The organism is Dactylosporangium siamense (genome assembly GCF_016862795.1).
Taxonomy (GTDB): Bacteria; Actinomycetota; Actinomycetes; order Mycobacteriales; family Micromonosporaceae; genus Dactylosporangium; species Dactylosporangium siamense.
This window is the reverse complement of sequence record NZ_BONQ01000125.1, coordinates 85,767-102,808: the sequence shown is the minus strand read 5'-3', so window position 1 is coordinate 102,808 and position 17,042 is coordinate 85,767. Positions and strand designations below refer to the sequence as shown.

12 protein-coding genes are annotated in these 17,042 nt (G+C 74.0%); 8 read left to right on the top strand and 4 right to left on the bottom strand.

The window, feature by feature from the left end; genetic code table 11:
* Positions 1 to 112 precede the first annotated feature (112 nt).
* Positions 113 to 1,132 (bottom strand): coiled-coil domain-containing protein, encoded by a 1,020-nt coding sequence (locus Dsi01nite_RS39205; protein WP_203851451.1) that lies wholly within the window; start codon positions 1,130 to 1,132, stop codon positions 113 to 115.
* A 368-nt stretch (positions 1,133 to 1,500) separates the two neighbouring features.
* On the opposite strand from Dsi01nite_RS39205, the gene Dsi01nite_RS39200 reads away from it, so the two are divergent.
* Positions 1,501 to 2,796, top strand: a complete 1,296-nt coding sequence (locus Dsi01nite_RS39200) for a L,D-transpeptidase (RefSeq protein WP_203851450.1) — start codon at positions 1,501 to 1,503, stop codon at positions 2,794 to 2,796.
* 35 nt (positions 2,797 to 2,831) lie between these two features.
* On the opposite strand, the gene Dsi01nite_RS39195 is transcribed toward Dsi01nite_RS39200, so the two are convergent.
* Both Dsi01nite_RS39195 and Dsi01nite_RS39190 read right to left on the bottom strand, forming a co-directional pair.
* Positions 2,832 to 3,458: an MgtC/SapB family protein gene (locus Dsi01nite_RS39195; RefSeq protein ID WP_203851449.1), complete on the bottom strand. Its 627-nt coding sequence runs from the start codon at positions 3,456 to 3,458 to the stop codon at positions 2,832 to 2,834.
* 69 nt (positions 3,459 to 3,527) lie between these two features.
* Positions 3,528 to 4,274, bottom strand: coding sequence for an IclR family transcriptional regulator (locus Dsi01nite_RS39190; RefSeq protein ID WP_203851448.1), 747 nt, complete (start codon positions 4,272 to 4,274; stop codon positions 3,528 to 3,530).
* 70 nt (positions 4,275 to 4,344) lie between these two features.
* Here Dsi01nite_RS39190 and pcaH point away from each other — a divergent pair, with 70 nt between their 5' ends.
* The 6 genes from pcaH (at position 4,345) to Dsi01nite_RS39165 (ending at position 10,755) form a co-directional block, all read left to right on the top strand.
* Positions 4,345 to 5,085, top strand: a complete 741-nt coding sequence (gene pcaH / locus Dsi01nite_RS39185) for a protocatechuate 3,4-dioxygenase subunit beta (RefSeq protein WP_203851447.1) — start codon at positions 4,345 to 4,347, stop codon at positions 5,083 to 5,085.
* Complete coding sequence (pcaG, locus tag Dsi01nite_RS57725) at positions 5,082 to 5,615, top strand: protocatechuate 3,4-dioxygenase subunit alpha (RefSeq protein ID WP_239136497.1); 534 nt, start codon at positions 5,082 to 5,084, stop codon at positions 5,613 to 5,615. The genes pcaH and pcaG overlap by 4 nt, the downstream gene beginning before the upstream one ends.
* Complete coding sequence (gene pcaC, locus Dsi01nite_RS57720) at positions 5,612 to 5,980, top strand: 4-carboxymuconolactone decarboxylase (protein WP_239136496.1); 369 nt, start codon at positions 5,612 to 5,614, stop codon at positions 5,978 to 5,980. The genes pcaG and pcaC overlap by 4 nt, the downstream gene beginning before the upstream one ends.
* Positions 5,981 to 6,035: 55 nt before the next feature.
* A complete protein-coding gene (locus tag Dsi01nite_RS39175; RefSeq protein ID WP_203851446.1) occupies positions 6,036 to 7,217 on the top strand; it encodes a 4-hydroxybenzoate 3-monooxygenase in 1,182 nt (393 codons plus the stop codon).
* An 83-nt stretch (positions 7,218 to 7,300) separates the two neighbouring features.
* Positions 7,301 to 8,272 carry a cellulose binding domain-containing protein gene (locus tag Dsi01nite_RS39170; RefSeq protein WP_203851445.1) on the top strand — a complete coding sequence of 324 codons (972 nt, stop codon included), beginning with the start codon at positions 7,301 to 7,303 and terminating at the stop codon, positions 8,270 to 8,272.
* Positions 8,273 to 8,562: 290 nt separating this feature from the next.
* Positions 8,563 to 10,755 (top strand): ATP-binding protein, encoded by a 2,193-nt coding sequence (locus tag Dsi01nite_RS39165; RefSeq protein ID WP_203851444.1) that lies wholly within the window; start codon positions 8,563 to 8,565, stop codon positions 10,753 to 10,755.
* On the opposite strand, the gene Dsi01nite_RS39160 is transcribed toward Dsi01nite_RS39165, so the two are convergent.
* On the bottom strand, positions 10,736 to 11,146 hold the full coding sequence (locus Dsi01nite_RS39160) for a cellulose binding domain-containing protein (protein WP_203851443.1): 411 nt from the start codon (positions 11,144 to 11,146) through the stop codon (positions 10,736 to 10,738). The genes Dsi01nite_RS39165 and Dsi01nite_RS39160 overlap by 20 nt on opposite strands.
* A gap of 289 nt (positions 11,147 to 11,435) precedes the next feature.
* Between Dsi01nite_RS39160 and Dsi01nite_RS39155 the strand changes: the two genes are divergently transcribed.
* A complete protein-coding gene (locus Dsi01nite_RS39155; protein WP_203851442.1) occupies positions 11,436 to 16,973 on the top strand; it encodes a fibronectin type III domain-containing protein in 5,538 nt (1,845 codons plus the stop codon).
* Positions 16,974 to 17,042 lie beyond the last annotated feature (69 nt).

The window sequence follows — 17,042 nt, the reverse complement described above, 5'->3', positions numbered from 1 at the left end:
CGATCGTGCCATCGGCCCGACATGCCGACATCTGATCCATCCGGCCGGGAGCAAAACGGTTGCAGCCACCGGGTGGCGCGGTTGACCCGGCCCGCAGACGGTCCGGGCCGCGCTACTGCATCGACAGATGCACGTGGTTGTAGTGGTCGCCGGCGGGGGTGCCGTCACCACCGTAGGACTTCCAGCCGCTGCTGGGCTGCCAGATCCGCTTGTACCAGATGACGTACTTGACGCCGAGGTTCTTCGCGTTGGCCACGCACCAGGCGGCCAGGGCGTCGCCGTACTGCTGGTCGGCGCCGGTGGCCCTGGCGTTGACGAAGGTCTTGGCGTTGGCCGAGAAGTCGCAGGCCTTGCCGGCCGGGTGGTCTCCCCCGCCGCCGCTGCGGAAGCACGACGTGTAGTGCGTGTAGCCGGCCGCCCGCGCCGCGTTGTAGGCGGCGAGCATGCGCGGGGAGATGCAGCCGCTGGTCGTCGGGTCGTTCTGGGAGCAGCCTTCCTTCGTGAAGGAACCGTCCGCGTTACGGCCCCCGGCGCTCGTGGTGACCTTGCCGCCGCTCGGCGCGCCGGTGGTGGCCCCACCGCCGCCCGCCTTCTTCAGCGCGTCCTCGGCGGCCTTCTTGTTCGCTTCCATGATCTTCAGCTGGGCCTGCTGGTTGGCGACCGCCGCGGCGATGTCGGTCTTCTGCTGCTCCAGCTTCCTGCGCGTGTCGGCCAGCTCACGCAGGGCCTTGTCGTCGCGGGACAGCATGTACTGCACCGTGGTCATGCCGCGCATCACGGTCTCGGGATCGTCGCTGCCGAGAATGACGTTGGTCAGGCTGACCCGCTGCCCGCGGTAGGCGGCGTTGGCCACGGTCCCGGCCGACGCCTCGAGCTCGCCGACGCGGGCCTGCGTCGCGGTGAGCTGCTCGCCGATCGCGGCCTGGTCGGCGACGGACTTGTCGAGCCGCCCCTTGGCGTCGTTGTACTCGGCGTTGGCCTTGTCCAGTGCCTGGCGGACGGTGAGGTTCTGGCCGCCGTCCTCGCCGGGCTCGGCGGCCGCGGGGTCGGCGATCCCGACCACCCCCAGGAGCAGGGAGGCCAGCAGCAGCATCAGAACCCGGGGCAGGCGCCGGGTCGGAGCGGTCAGCATCGCCGTCAGCATATCCAAGGTGCCGGGAAGCGCCAGTCGACCGAAAACCGGTGAAACACCGGCATTCCCGCGCATCTCGCGTCGCTGTCCCCGGGCTCCCTCGAGTGAGACCGCCGGGGTAGATTTCCCGGAGAACGACCGGGTGGTGGGGGGAGCGCATCGTGCCGTGGGGGCCTGTCGCGCGAGTCGCGCGGCCCGGGCGCACCGGAAGGTTGCTGTCCGTCCCGCCGCTGCCACTCGCCGTGAGCTGGCTCGCCGCCGGCGCTCGCATGCCGCCGCCGGCAACCTTCGCGGCCCCCGCCGCGTCAAAAGCAGTGCGTGTCCCTTGATCTGCTGACCACCACCGACACCCGGATGGCGAACACCTGATGACAAACCCATCTCCCCCACGCACCCTCGGCCGCCGCCGCGTGCTGTCCGCGGCGGCCGCGGCCGCCGCGGCGACACTGCTGGCGGCGTGCACCTCGAAGTCACCGTCGAAGGACCCCGGCGCGGCGCAGGGCAAGCCGACGGCGAGCCCGCCACCGCCGGCCCTGCCGGTCCAGCTCGCGATCAGTGGCCCCGCCGACGGCGCGGCCAACGTGACCACGGCCCTGGACATCGGTTACACCGCCACCAACGCCGCCAGCGTCGCGGTCAAGCTCACCGACGCCGCCGGTGCGGAGATCACCGGCGCCCTCGCCCCGGACGGCAAGGCCTGGCAGCCGGCCGGTCAGCTGAAGTACGCGACCAAGTACACCGCGACGGTCACCGCCACCTCGACCGACGGCAAGCCGACCACGATGACCACCTCGTTCACCACGATGGCCAAGCCCGGCAAGCTCGGGAAGGTCACCAGCATCATCAACGACAAGCAGGTCGTCGGCGTCGGGATGCCGGTCGTCATCACCTTCGGCGTCGACGTCGCGCCGGCCCAGCGCGCCGCCGTCCAGCAGCGGATCCAGGTGATCAGCGACCCGCCGCAGGAGGGCGCCTTCAACTGGCTCAAGGGCAACGAGCTGCACTTCCGCCCGAAGGAGTACTGGCAGACCGGCACCAAACTCCAGGTGAACGCCCGCACCGGTGGCACGAACCTGGACGGCAAGTGGTGGTGCGAGCGCGACGTCGCGTTCAGCGCGACCGTCGGGCCGAAGTTCGTCATGGAGGTCGACAACGCGACCAAGCAGATGACGGTCACCCAGGACGGCCAGGTGCTGCGCACCATCCCGGTCAGCCTCGGCAAGCCGTCGAGCCCCTCGGCCAGCGGCAACTTCGTCATCATGGTCAAGAACGAGTGGGAGTGGTTCGACTCGTCCACCTTCGGCGTCCCGTCCGACTCCAGCGGCGGCTACCGGACCAAGGTGTACTGGCCGCAGCGGCTCACCTACGACGGCGAGTACATCCACTCGGCGCCGTGGTCCGAGCGCGACCAGGGCAAGCGCAACGTCTCCCACGGCTGCACCAACGTCTCCGCCGCGAACGCGGACTGGCTGTACAAGCAGACCCGCATCGGCGACCCGGTCATCATCAAGGGCACCGAGGAGAAGGTGAAGTGGGCCAACGGCTGGACCGACTGGTCGGTCAGCTGGGAGGAGTACGTCAAGGGCAGTGCCGTGCCATACGTGCCCGGCACCACCGGCGCGTCACCGTCCTCGTCAGCGTCGCCGTCGCCCTCGGCGAGCTGACGCCCCGATCGGCGCGGCCGCGAAGGCCGCGCCGCTCAACGGGCTATCTCCACGCCACGCACGCCGTCGAGCAGGCGCAGGGACTCGGCGATCGCCGGCAGTGAGGTGTTGTTGTCGCCGCGGGCGGTCAGCACGATCGACTGGTCGTGGCCGGCGTAGTCGACGCGCAGCACGTGCCCGCTCGGCAGGGCCTCCAGGGCTTCCCGCTCCACGACGTCGAGCGGGAAGTCCGGGGCGAGGGTCAGCGTGATCTGGATGCGGTGCCGGTCGGGCAGCCAGTTGGACTCGGCCACCTTGAACAGCCACAGCGCGCCGAGCGCGATGGCGGTCACCGCACCGGCCGCCCAGAACAGCCGCAGCCCGGTGGCGAGGCCGATCGCGGCGGTGACCCACAGCGACGCCGCGGTCGTCAGGCCGCTGATGTTGACGCCTTCCTTGAAGATGGCGCCGGCGCCGAGGAAGCCGATGCCGGTGACGACCTGGGCGGCGATGCGGGTCGGGTCGGTGCCGACCTCCTTGCCGGCGATGGTGAACAGGGCCGCGCCGGCCGCGACGAGCATGTGGGTGCGCAGGCCGGCGGGCTGGGCACCCAACTCCCGCTCCAGGCCGACGAGCGCACCGAGGCAGATGGCGACCAGCAGGGGGATGACGGTCCAGTCCATCGGACACTCATACCGTCGAATCGGTTCCGGCGCCACACGAGCGCGACGGGTGCCCGCGGCCGTCGTGGATCAGAGGGTGCGGCCGATGCCCTGCGCCGCGACCCGCAGGCCGGCGACGAGGCGTTGCCGGTCCCGGCCCAGCCGCGCCACCACGATGCCGAGCGCGGCCACGACCTCGGTGCCGCCGCGCAGCACCGGCACCGCGACCGAGCTGGCGCCGAGGGTCATCTCGTCGACGGTGGTCGCGTAGCCCTCCCGCCGGATCCGCTCCAGCTGCGCGGCGAGCACCGGCGGCCGGACGACCGTGAACGGCGTGACCCGGTGCAGCGACGCGAGGACCTCGGCCCGCACCTCAGCCGGCGCGTGGGCGAGCAGGACCTTGCCGACGCCGGTGCTGTGCAGCGGCAGCCGGCCGCCGGCCCGGCTGACGATCGGCACCGACTCGTTGCCGCGCAACCGCTCCAGGTAGAGCACCTGGGTGCCCTCACGGACGGCGAGGTGCACGGTGGCGAGGGTCGCCGCGAAGAGGTCGTGCAGGAACGGCGAGGCGACCTCGCGCAGCCCGGTCTGCACCGGGGCGAGCAGCCCGGTGCTCCAGATCCGCCGGCCGACCACGTAGTGCCCCGACTCCCGCCGGTCCAGGGCGCCGGCCGCGACGAGCTCGGCGGCGAGGCGGTGCGTCGTGGTGAGGGGCAGGCCGGCGCGGCGGGCGAGGTCGGACAGCGTGAGCGCGCGGTGCCGCTCGTCGAACGCGCCGAGGACGGCGAACGCCCGCGACACCACCGACGCGCCCGGGGTCGACACCCGACCGGCCATCCGAAGCCCCTTCCGCTCAGTGGAAGTCAAGCGTAGACCGCCGTCCGTCAGGGTCCGTACGGTCGCATCCATGACCGCCGACCCATCGCAGCGGGACATCTCCGCCGAGATCGAGGCCCTGCACGCGGGTCCGGCGCCCGCGCGGCAGCCGATACTGTCCTTCACGCCGTATCGCAGCTCGACCCTGCGCCACCCGACCAGGGCGCCGCGCCGGGTCGACCCGGAGGGCGCCGAGCTGTTCGCGCCGGTGTTCGGCCACTGCGACGTCGACCCCCTGGAAGCGGATCTGACCATCCGGCACGGCGGCGTGCCGATCGGCGAGCGGATCGTCGTGCAGGGCCGGGTCGTCGACGGCGACGGCCGGCCGGTGCGGCGGCAGCTGGTGGAGGTCTGGCAGGCCAACGCCGGCGGCCGCTACCTCCACCAGCGCGACCAGCACCCGTCGCCCGTCGACCCCAACTTCACCGGGGTCGGGCGCTGCCTCACCGACGACGACGGCGGCTACCGGTTCGTGACGATCAGGCCCGGCCCGTACCCATGGCGCAACCATCACAACGCGTGGCGGCCGGCGCACATCCACTTCTCGCTCTTCGGCACCCAGTTCACCCAGCGCCTGATCACGCAGATGTACTTCCCGGGCGACCCGCTGTCCGGGCTCGACCCGATCTACCAGTCGGTCACCGATCCCCGGGACCGGGAGCGCCTGGTCGCCGCCTACGACCATGACCTGTCCGAACACGAATGGCTGCTCGGCTACCGCTGGGACATCGTGCTGAGCGGCCCGCACCGCACCCCGCTGGACGCCTCGTGACGACCCCCGGACAGACCATCGGCCCGTTCTACGGATACGCGCTGCCGTACCGGCGCGATCACGAGCTCGTCCCGCCCGCGCGTCCCGGGGCGATCCGCCTGCACGGCACCGTGTTCGACGGCGCCGGGGTGCCCGTGCCCGACGCGCTGCTGGAGATCCGCCAGGCCGGACCGGACGGGGTGGTGCCCACTGTGGACGGTTCGATCCGCCGCGACGGCACCCGCTTCACCGGCTGGGGGCGGGCCGGCGTCGACCCCGGCGGCCACTACAGCTTCACCACGCTCGTCCCGGGCGGGCCGGTGCCGTTCTTCGCCGTCGTCGTCTTCGCCCGCGGCCTGCTGGACCGGCTGTTCACCCGCGCCTACGTGCCCGGGCCGGGGCTCGGCGACGACCCGTTCCTGGCGTCGCTCGACCCGGACGAGCGCGCGACGCTCGTCGCTGTTGCAGAGCCGTCCGGCGACCTCCGCTTCGACATCCGGCTGCAAGGGCCGGGCCAGACCACGTTCCTGACCTTCGAGGGGACTCCGTGAACGCCTTCGACGACGGGATGGCGGTGCGGCGCGAGGTGCTCGGCGACGCGCACGTCGACCGCGCCGTCGCCGGCACCACCGGGTTCACCGCCGACTTCCAGTCCTTCATCACCCGCTACGCGTGGGGCGAGATCTGGACCCGGCCGGGGCTGGACCGCCGCTCCCGCAGCCTGGTCACGCTGACCGCACTGATGGCCAACGGGCACTGGGACGAGTTCGCGATGCACGTGCGCGCCGCCCGCCGCAACGGCCTGACCCGCGACGAGATCGGCGAGGTGATCCTGCACGCCGCCGTCTACTGCGGCGTGCCCGCCGCCAACCACGCGTTCGCGGTCGCCGGTCCCGTCCTGGACGAGTCCCCGTGATCAGCTCCGCCGCTCACGGGCAACGGGCACCGGCTCCGCCCACGGAAGGAGTGCCATGACGGTCACCCGCACCACGGTCGGCATCGTCGGCGCCGGGCCGGCCGGGCTCATGCTGTCGCACCTGCTGGCGCGGGCCGGCATCGACACCGTCGCGGTCGACCACCGCACCCGCCACGAGATCGAGACCACCCACCGGGCCGGCATCCTGGAACGCGACAGCGTCCGCCTGCTCGTCGACGCGGGCGTGTCCAGCCGGGTCCTCACCGACGGTCACGAGCACCGCGGGATCGACCTGCGGTTCGGCGGGGAGAGCCACCGCATCGACTTCCAGGGCCTCGCCGGCGCGTCGACCTGGCTCTACCCGCAGACGGACGTCTTCACCGACCTCGCCGACGCCCGGGCCCGGGACGGCGGCGACGTCCGGTTCGGGGTGCGCGGCACCACCGTCGCCGACGTGACCGGGTCGCCGTTCATCCGGTACGCCGACGACCGCGGCACCGTCCACGAGATCTCCTGCGACTACCTGGTCGGCGCCGACGGCTCGAGGAGCATCTGCCGGCACGAAGTTCCCGACGCGGTGCGGCGGCGGCACCACCGGGAGTACCCGTACGCCTGGTTCGGCATCCTGTGCCGGGCGCCGGCGAGCGCGCCCGAGCTCATCTACACCCGCTCCGACCGCGGGTTCGCCCTGATCAGCCAGCGCACCGAGGCCGTGCAGCGGATGTACCTGCAGTGCGACCCCTCCACCGATCCGGCCGACTGGTCCGACGACCGGATCTGGAGCGAGCTGCAGGCGCGGCTGGCCGGCACCGACGGGTTCCGGCTGCACGAGGGGCCCATCTTCGACAAGACGGTGCTGCCGTTCCGCAGTTTCGTGCAGGAGCCGCTGCGGCACGGTCGGCTGCTGCTGGCCGGCGACGCCGCGCACACGGTCCCGCCGACCGGCGCCAAGGGCCTCAACCTCGCCCTCGCCGACGTGCGGGTCCTCGCCGAGGTCCTCGAGCTCGCCGTGCGCCACGACGACCCCGACGCCCTGGACGGCTACACCCGCCGCGCGCTCACCCGGGTGTGGAAGGCGCAGCACTTCTCGTACTGGATGACCACGATGCTGCACGTCCCGCCCGGCGCCGACGCGTTCGACCTGCGCCGGCAGGAGGGCGAGCTGGCCATGCTGGTCGCGTCGGAGTCGGGCCGCCGGTACCTGGCGGAGGGGTACACGGGCTGGCCCGCCGTCTAACGGTGTCCGACGCTGTCCAGGATCGCGCGACGGCGGTGGGCGGCCGCGGTGAGCATGGGTGCCCCGCATCGAAAGGGCTCACCATGAAACGCACGCTGCTCCAATTTCTCGCGCCGCTCACCGCCGCTTTGCTGGCACTCGCGCCGGCCTCAGCCACCGCAGCCACCGGCACCCTGGACGCGCCGACGAACGTGCAGGCCGTGCACGTCGCGGACACCACCGCCGACCTGTGGTGGAACGGCGACGCCCGCAGCGACGAGGCGGTCATCGAGCGCAACGTCGGCGGCGCCTGGTCGCCGTTCGCCCGCGGCGCCTTCGGCGCGCTCCACCTGACGGGCCTGCACCCGGGCACCGGCTACACGCTGCGGATCTCCCTGGTGGCGGCGGGGTACACCGCGAGCCCGCCGTCCGCGCCGGTCACGTTCACGACCCTGACCGGTCCCGACACCGTCGCGCCGTCCGCGCCCGGCTCGATGCTGTTCAGCAGCATCACCACCACCGCGGTGTCCCTGCTCTGGGCCGAGTCGACCGACAACGTCGAGGTCACCGGGTATCACCTGCAGCAGCTGGTCGGCGGCGCCTGGACCACGATCCGCACGGTCGACGCGTTCAGCCGGTTCCAGCGGGTCACCGGGCTGTCGGCCGGCACGTCGTACACATTCGCGGTCCTCGCCTTCGACGCCCGCGGCAACACCTCCGCCCGGTCCGCGCCGGCCACCGTGACCACCCTCGCCGCCACCGCCGCACCGACCTGCCAGGCCCAGATCATCCTGTTCAGCCCCGGCTTCCTGGCCACCGTCACCATCACCAACACCACCGCCGCGCCGGTCAGCGGCTGGGCCGTGCGGTTCAACCTCGCCGCGACCGCGTCGGTCTCCAACTCCTTCGGCGGGACGCTCACCCGCGCCGGCAACACCGGCACGATCAGCCCGCCGGCGTGGGGCGGCACGATCAGCCCCGGCGGGCAGCTGACGGCCGGCTTCTCCGGGACCGCCACCCCGTTCACGCCCCCGGAGAGTTTCACGCTCAACGGCACCCCGTGCACCGTGGTATGACGCCGTGACCTGCGGCGCGGGCCGACCGCCGGGGAAGCCCCGCGCACCGCACCGCTCCCCCGGCCTACGCTGCCGGCATCGACAGCCGCGCCCGCACCGACCCGCCCGACGCCCTCCTGGCGCCGGGCGCGGTCGCGGGTGCGCGCACGACCGAGGACCTGGCCCGGCTGCTGCGCGAGCTGCGCCGCCGCGACGCCCGCCGGCGCGGCGGCGCCGAACTGACCTACCGGGAGCTGGCCGCGGCCACCGGCTGGTCGCACGGGATCATCGGCGGATACCTCGCCGGGCGGGTGCTGCCGCCGACCGACCGGCTCGACGTCCTGGTCCGCCTGCTCGGCGCGGCACCGGCCGAGCAGGGCGCCCTCGCCACCGCCCGCGACCGGGTCGAGGAGGGCCGCCGCCAGGCACCGCCGGTGCCGCCGGCACCTACCTCCGCCGTCCCGCGGCAGCTGCCGGCGGACGTGCCCGCGTTCACCGGCCGCACGGCGCGACTCGCCGACCTCGACGGCGTCCTCGACGGCAACCTCGTCGGCACCGGGCCGCGGGCCGCGCTGATCGCCGGCACCGCCGGCGTGGGCAAGACGGCGCTCGCGGTGCACTGGGCGCACCGGGTCGCCGCCCGGTTCCCCGACGGCCAGCTGTACGTCGACCTGCGCGGGTACGACCCGCGGCAGCCCGTCGACGCCGGCGACGCGCTCGCCGGGTTCCTGCGCGGTCTCGGCGTCCCCGCCACCGGGATCCCGGCCGCGACCGCCGAGCGGGCCGCGTGCTACCGCACGGCGGTGGCCGGCCGGCGGCTGCTGGTGCTGCTGGACAACGCCTCCACCGCCGAGCAGGTCCGCCCGCTGCTGCCCGGCACCGGGACCTGCGTCGTGGTGGTGACCAGCCGGGACGCGCTCGCCGGGCTGGTCGCCCGCGACGGCGTGCACCCCGTCCACCTCGGCCGCCTGGGCCGGGCCGACTCGCTCGCCCTGCTGCGGCGGCTGGCCGGCCCGGGCGTCCCCGCGGGCACCGCGTCGCGGCTCGCCGAGCGCTGCGCGGGACTGCCACTGGCGTTGCGGGTCGCCGCGACCCCGCACTTCGCCGCGGAGCTCCACGACCGGCCGGGCCTCGACGCGTTCGACGCCGGCGGCGACCCGCGCACCGCGCTGCGGTCGGTGTTCTCCTGGTCGTTGCGGCAGCTGAGCCCGGCCGGGGCGGGCGCCTTCCAGCTGCTCGGGCTGCATCCGGGTCGGATCGTCGACTCGGCCGCGGCGGCCGCGCTCGCCGGGGTGCCGCCGGCCGGCGGCCGGGCGCTGCTCGACGAGCTGGCCCGCGCGCATCTCGTCGAACCGGCCGGCGCCGGCGGTTACGGCATGCACGACCTGCTGCACGCGCACAGCGTCGACCTCGCCGGGCAGCTCGCCGGCGACGTCTCGGCAGCCGCGCTCGACCGGCTCACCGCCCACCTGGTGCGCACTGCGACGCTGGCCGCCGCGACCCTGTTCCCGCACGACCTCCCGGGCGTCACCGGGGAGTCTACTGTGGACACACCGGAGCGGGCGCAGCGGTGGCTGGACCGGGAACGCGCCGCGCTGGTCGCCCTCTCCGGGACCCGTGCCGCCGTCGAGCTGTCCCGCGTCCTGTGGCGCTACCTGGAGGTCGGCGGGCACTACCGGGACGCGCTCACCGTGCACACCGCCGCCGCGGCGCACGACGACGCCGACGCGCACACAAACCTCGGTGCGGTCCACTGGCTGCTCGGTGAGCACCACCTGGCGGAGGTCCACTTCGGACGGTCGCTGCGTGGGCACCGCACCACCGGCGACACCGCCGGCGAGGCCCGCGCGACCGCCCGGCTCGCGCTGGTGCACGAGCGGCTCGGCGACCACGAGGAGGCCGCGGCCCGGCTCCGCGACGCCCTCGCCATGTACCAGGCCGCCGGCGACCGGCACGGCGAAGCCGCGCAACTGCTCAACCTCGGCTTCACGTACCACCGCGGCAACGACTACGCGAAGGCCGAAACGCAGCTCCGGTGCGCCGCGAACCTCTTCGCCGAGCTCGGCGACCGGCGGCTCGAAGGCTACGCGCTGGGCAACCTCGGCGCCGTGGAGAGCCTGACCGGCCGGCACGACCAGGCCCTCGCCCACCTCCGGCAGGCCCTGGCGAGCTGCGTCGCGGCCGGTGACCGCGGCGGCGAGGGCAGCGCCCACGGGACGATCGGCGCGGCGCTGCACCGCGCCGGCCGGCATCACCGGGCGCTCGGGCACCTGCGGCGCGCCCTTGCCCTCAGCCGCGCGACCGGCGAGTGCGGCCTCGAGGTCGAGACGCTCAACACCCTCGGCGACGTGCTCCTGGCCACCGGCCGCCCGGACGCGGCGGCGCGCCGGTTCGCGGCCGCCCGCGCCCTCGCCGAACGCACCGGCGACCGGCACGGCCTGGCGGGCGCCCTGGACGGCCAGGAGCGCAGCGCCGGTCGTCACCTCAGCACGGCACACCGTTGACCGTGATGTCCGCCGGCGCCTCCGTGCTCGCCGCCGACGCGGTCCAGCCGAACCGCACCGACCGACCGGTGTCGATGACCGCGTTGTAGGGCAGGTTCGTCGCCGTCAACGTGAACGGGTCGGCCTGCGACATCGTCGCCTGCCAGACACCGAGGTTGGCGGTCGCGGTGGGCATCGTCCACCGGGCCGTCCAGCCGTTGACGGCCGGGCCGTGGTTGGTGATCGTGAGGTCCGCGACGAAGCCGCCGGGCCAGGCGACGAACGAGTAGGCGCAGGCGACCGTGGCGGGCGCCTGCGCCGCCCAGGCGACCGGCGGAAGCATGACTGCGGGCGCCGCCCAGGCGACCGGTAGGAGCGCGGCTGTGACGAGCAGGCGGGTGGGACGGGACATCGAGCCTCCATGGCGGGGTGCGGATCGGGCACTGGCGCACGCCGGTCACGCGGCCTGTCCGCCGCACCGGCCGCTCGGCTCCCACCGCGGCTCGCGGCAGCAATGTACCGATCCGCTCACCGCCGGTCAACGAACCGCCACCCTGCGGCGAGGCGGTCCGCGGCCGGCTGCGCGAACGCTGACCCGCGGGTCCCGGCCACCGCACGTTCCGGGCCGAATACCGCACTGCATGCGAGCTGACTACATATAGTGCGCATGACAATACTCCACGTAGGATTGTGGTGCCTTCATGCGCTCTCCGCGTCGGCTCTCCGTCATGGGAGCGCTGCTGCTCACCGCCGGCACGCCCGCCATCATCTGGACGACGCCGGCGCACGCCGCGCCGCGCGTCGAGGCGACCCCCAGCGCCCAGGCGGAGCTCCTGGCCGCCGCGCCCGACAAGGTGACCGGGCTGACCGCCGGGACCGGCGACGGCGTGCTGATGCTCTCCTTCGACGCGGCCGGCGACGGCGGCAGCGCGATCACCGGCTACGACTACTCGACCGACGACGGCACCACCTGGAAACCGCTGACCGGCCTGACCGGCACCACGACGAAGCAGGCGACGATCTCCAAGGAGTCCGCCGGCGACGGCACCAACCCGCTGGGCTACAACATCCAGTACAACCTCAAGGTGCGGGCGGTCAACGCCGAGGGCCCGGGCCCGGCCAGCGACGCCTACGCCACGACGATCCCGCCGAAGGCGCCCGACGCGCCCATGCCGATCACCACGGACGTGCAGGGCGGCGCCATCGAGCTGAGCTTCCCCTACCCGCGGGACTACGGCAGCACGATCACCGGCTGGGAGTACTCCACCGACAACGGGCTGCACTGGCAACCGCTCACCGTCACGGGCATGGGCCCCCTCGCGGCGACCGTCACCAACCAGTCCACCGGCGACGGCAGCACCGCGCTCCAGGCCGGCCAGCAGTACCAGCTGCGCATCCGGGCGTCGAGCAACGCCGGGCAGGGGCAGCACACCGACACGTTCACGGTCGCCATCCCCGACCCGGGCGCGCCCGCGGCACCCGGCTCCGTCACCGCCGCCGCGGCCGGCGCGAACGTCGGGGTCGACTTCACCGCGCCGAGCCCGGGCAACAGCGCGATCGTCAAGTACCAGTACTCGTCCGACGGCGGCAGCACCTGGAAGGACACCACGACGACCGGGGCGGGACCGCTGCACGCCGAGCTGACCGTGGAGAGCAACAGCAGCTTCGGGTTCGCCCGCGGCCGCATGTACCGCATCCGGGTCCGCGCCGTGAACACCGAGGGCGCCGGCCTGCCCAGCGCCGCCGACGAGGTGACCCTGGCAGCGACCGAACCCGGCGCGCCGTTCGACCTGCGGGCCGTGCCCGGCAACGGGTCCATGACGCTGAGCTTCAAGAATCCGGCGGACAACGGCAGCCCGATCACCGCCTGGGAGTACACCACCGACAACGGCGGGCAGTGGCAGCCGCTGACCGGCGTCACCGGCGACTGGCAGAAGACGGCCACCATCACCAACCGGTCCACCGGCGACGGCTCGACGGCCCTGGCCAGCGGCGTGACGTACCAGATCCGCGTGCGGGCCCGCAACGCGCTCGGCGCCGGGCAGGACAGCCAGACCGTCTCCGCGAGCCTGCCCGCGGCCGGCTCGCCCGCGGCCCCCGGATCGGTCACCGGGGCGCCGTCCGCCGCCGGCGACAAGATCAAGCTGGACTTCTCCGCGCCGAACCAGGGCACCAGCCAGATCGTCAAGTACCAGTACTCCACCGACGACGGCGGCTCCTGGGCCGACGCGACGACCACCAGCGCCAACGGCTCGATGCACACCGAGCTGTCGAACGAGAGCGGGACCGGATTCCGGCTCTATCCCGGCCAGCCCTACCGGGTCCGCCTGCGCGCCGTGAACACCCAGGGGCCCGGCCTGCCCAGCGCCGCCGCGGAGGTGACGCTGCCGGCGACCGCGCCCGGCCAGACCTACCGCCTCGTCGCCGTGCCCCGCGCGGAGGGCGGCTTCGCGCTCACGTTCGACGGGGTGCCCGACAACGGCAGCCCGATCACCGGCTTCGAGTACACCACCGACAACGGCGCGCACTGGCGGGCACTCACCGGCGTCACCGGCGACATGCAGCGCTCCGCCGTCATCACCAACCAGAGCACGGGCGACGGCTCGACACCGCTCGCGGCCGGCGGGACGTACCAGATCCGCGTGCGCGCCAGCAACGCCATCGGCACCGGCCAGGACAGCGACACCGTCACGGCCGGCCTGCCCGCCGCCGGCTCGCCCGCGGCACCCGGCTCCGTCACCGCCGCCCCGGCCGGCAACAACCTCGGGGTCGACTTCACCGCAGCCGACCAGGGCACCAGCACGATCCTCAAGTACCAGTACTCCACCGACGGCGGCGGCACCTGGAAGGACACCCCGACCACCGGCGCCGGGCCGCTGCACGCCGAGCTGACCGTGGAGAGCAACAGCAGCTACCCGTTCGCCCGCGCCAACACGTACCGCGTCCGCATCCGCGCCGTGAACACCCAGGGCCCCGGCCTGCCCAGCGCCGCCGCCGAGGTCAGCCTCCCACCGTCCGCGCCGGGCGAGCCGTTCGACCTGCGCACCGTGCCGGGCAGCGGGTCGCTGACGCTGAACTTCAAGGCCCCGACGGACAACGGCAGCCCGATCACCGCCTGGGAGTACACCACCGACAACGCCGGGCAGTGGCAGCCGCTGACCGGCGTCACCGGCGACTGGCAGCTCACCGCCACCATCACCAACCGGTCCACCGGCGACGGCACGACGGCCCTGGCGAGCGGGGTGACCTACCAGGTCCGGGTGCGGGCCCGCAACGTCCTCGGCACCGGGCCGGACAGCCAGACCGTCGCCGCGGGCCTGCCCAACGCCGGCTCACCCGCCGCGCCCGGCTCGCTCGCCGCGACGGTGGCCGGCGGGACCATCGAGGTCAGCTTCACCGCGCCGAACCAGGGCACCAGCGCGATCCTCAAGTACCAGTACTCCACCGACGACGGCTGGAGCTGGAAGGACACCACGACCACCGGGGCGGGACCGTTGCTGGCCTCGCTGAGCATCGACAGCGGCGACGGCGGCCCGCTGCACCCCGGGCAGCCGTACCGCGTCCGCGTCCGAGCGGTCAACGCCCAGGGTCCGGGCCTGCCCAGCGGCGCCGGCGAGGTCAGCCTCGCGCCGACCGCGCCGGGCGAGCCCTACGACGTGCACGGCGACCCGGGCGACCAGGCGATCACGCTGGACTGGAAGGCGCCGGACAACGGCGACGAGATCACCGGCTACGCGTATTCGACGAACAACGGCACCGACTGGCGGCCGCTGTCACCGTTCGCGTTCAACAAGATGGACTGGACCACGACCGCGACGGTCGCCGCCGCCTCGACCGGCGACGGCAGCACCCAGCTGCAGAACGGGCAGACCTACCAGGTCCGCCTCCGGGCGACCAACTCGCTCGGCACCGGCCCCGACAGCGAGCCGGTCACGGTGCAGCTGCCGATGCCCGGCTCACCCACCCGGCCGGCCAACCTCACCGTGGCGGCGGCCGGCGACACCATCGGCGCCGATTTCACCGCGGCCGGGCCGGGCAACAGCGCGATCACCAAGTACCAGTACTCCACCGACGGCGGCAGCTCCTGGCGCGACCTGACGACCACCGGCACCGGCACGCTGCACGGCGTGATCTCCGCCGACAGCGCCGGCGGCTTCCCGCTCTGGCACGGCAGTCCGTTGCGGGTGCGGGTGCGCGCGGTGAACACCCAGGGCGCCGGCCTGCCCAGCGCCCCGGCCGAGGTCAGCCTCCCGGCGTCCGCGCCGGCCAAGCCGGTGTCGGTCACGCCCGTGCCGGGCAACCGGCAGGTGACCTTCTCCTTCAGCGTGAACAAGAACGGCCCGGACCTCACCGGGATCGACTACTCCACCGACAACGGCGTCACCTGGCGCGCGCTGGATCCCGACGACGTCGACGAGCTCGCCGACAAGAGCTTCCGGACCACGATCACGAACGTGTCCAGCGGCGGCGGCACCGCCCGGCTGGTCAACGGCGTGACCTATCAGCTGCGGCTGCGCGCCACCAACGAGCTCGGGACCGGCCCGGCCAGCGACGCGGTGACCTTCATCCCGGCGGCGGACCTGCCGGGCGCCCCGACCCAGATCACCACGACCCCGGGCGACCGCAAAGTCACCGTCACCTACCAGGTCGCGGACGACGGCGGCAGCCCGGTCACCGGCCTGCGGTACTCCACCGACGGCGGCACCACGTGGGCCGACGCGACCCCGACCGGCACCGGGACCCTCACCGCCGTCATCACCACGCAGTCGACCGGCGGCGGCGCCGCGCTGGTCAACGGCACCGCGGTCAGCCTGCGCCTGCGCCTGCTCAACCTGGCCGGCGCCGGCACGCCGAGCACGGCCGCGACCGTCACCCCGTTCACGGTCCCGGACGCGCCCGCCGGGCTGAGCGCGAAACCCGCCAAGACCGGCGCGGCGCTGCAGTTCTCCACGCCCGGCAGCGGCGGCAGCCCGATCACCGGCTACGACTACTCCACCGACGGCGGCGCCACCTGGGCGACGCTGTCACCCGGCGGGTCGGGGACGCTGACCGCCACCGTCACCACGGCCAGCACCGCGGGCCGTCCGGCGCTGACCAACGGCACGACCTACCAGTTCGCGGTCCGGGCCCGCAACGTCGCCGGCGCCGGCGCGGTCAGCGCGGCCGTCACCCTGACCCTGGCCGGCACCGCCGGCGCACCGGTCGGGCTCGCCGCCGCACCCCGCAACCAGGCCGCGGCGCTGACCTTCCAGGCCCCCGCCGACACCGGCGGCACCGCGATCACCGGCTACCAGGTGGCGGTCGACGGCGGCGCCTGGACCGGACTCGGCACCGAAGGCACCGACGCGCTGAAGGCGACGGTGGCCGGCCTGGTCAACGACAGGTCGTATCAGCTCAAGGTGCGCGCGGTGACGGCCACGGGCCCGGGCGCCGAGGCCGGCCCGGTGCTGGTGACGCCGCTCGCCGCACCGGCCGCGCCGAGCGGGGTCGTCGCCACGGCGAAGACGGCGACCATCACCGTCACGTGGGTCGCCCCGCCCACCGGCGGCGCGGCCATCACCGGCTACACCGCCATCGCCTCACCCGGCCCGGCGACCTGCGACGCGATCGGTGAGATGACCTGCGTGCTGGGCGCGCAGGCGAACCAGGCGTACACGATCACGGTCGTGGCCCACTCGGCCAGCGGTGACTCGACCGCGTCCACGCCGTCGAGCAGCGTGACCGCGGCCGCGCCGGAGATCCCGGCCACGCCGCCGGTCACGGACGAGAAGCTCGACACGCCCCAGAGCGACGACAAGCCCACGGCCCCCGGCGCGACCATCACGCTCAAGGGCAGCGGCTACGCGCCGAACTCGACGGTCGAGCTCATCGTGTACTCCTCGCCGGTCTCGCTCGGCACGGTGGTCACCGACGACAAGGGCGAGTTCTCCGTCGACGTCGTCGTGCCGCCCTCGCTCCCGATCGGCGACCACACCCTCGCCGCGGTGGGCGCCGACAAGGACGGCAACGTGCGGGCGATGCGCCTCGACGTCACCGTCGCCCCGGCCGTTCCCGCGACACCGGCGACGCCCACGACGCCGCCGCTGGCGGTCACCGGCGCCGCCACCGCCGCCACGGCCGAGGCCGGTCTGCTGATGCTGCTCCTCGGCGCCGGCCTGGTCCGCGCGTCCCGCACCCGCCGCTGGCACCCCCGCCACCGCACCCCTGCCGGCCGGCACGCGCCCACCGGACCCGCCTGACAGCGGGGGCCGGCGCAGGGTGAAATGAACGGCGTCGTGCGGACATGTAGAGACGACACGTCGCCTCCG

Bases quoted from the DNA above. Each gene is read 5' to 3' on its own strand.
- Dsi01nite_RS39160 (WP_203851443.1), bottom strand. From the start codon at position 11,146: ATGTCCCGTCCCACCCGCCTGCTCGTCACAGCCGCGCTCCTACCGGTC.
- Dsi01nite_RS39195 (WP_203851449.1), bottom strand. From the start codon at position 3,458: ATGGACTGGACCGTCATCCCCCTGCTGGTCGCCATCTGCCTCGGTGCG.
- Dsi01nite_RS39155 (WP_203851442.1), top strand. From the start codon at position 11,436: ATGCGCTCTCCGCGTCGGCTCTCCGTCATGGGAGCGCTGCTGCTCACC.
- pcaH (WP_203851447.1), top strand. From the start codon at position 4,345: ATGACCGCCGACCCATCGCAGCGGGACATCTCCGCCGAGATCGAGGCC.
- Dsi01nite_RS39190 (WP_203851448.1), bottom strand. From the start codon at position 4,274: ATGGCCGGTCGGGTGTCGACCCCGGGCGCGTCGGTGGTGTCGCGGGCG.
- Dsi01nite_RS39175 (WP_203851446.1), top strand. From the start codon at position 6,036: ATGACGGTCACCCGCACCACGGTCGGCATCGTCGGCGCCGGGCCGGCC.
- Dsi01nite_RS39200 (WP_203851450.1), top strand. From the start codon at position 1,501: ATGACAAACCCATCTCCCCCACGCACCCTCGGCCGCCGCCGCGTGCTG.
- Dsi01nite_RS39205 (WP_203851451.1), bottom strand. From the start codon at position 1,132: ATGCTGACCGCTCCGACCCGGCGCCTGCCCCGGGTTCTGATGCTGCTG.
- Dsi01nite_RS39170 (WP_203851445.1), top strand. From the start codon at position 7,301: ATGAAACGCACGCTGCTCCAATTTCTCGCGCCGCTCACCGCCGCTTTG.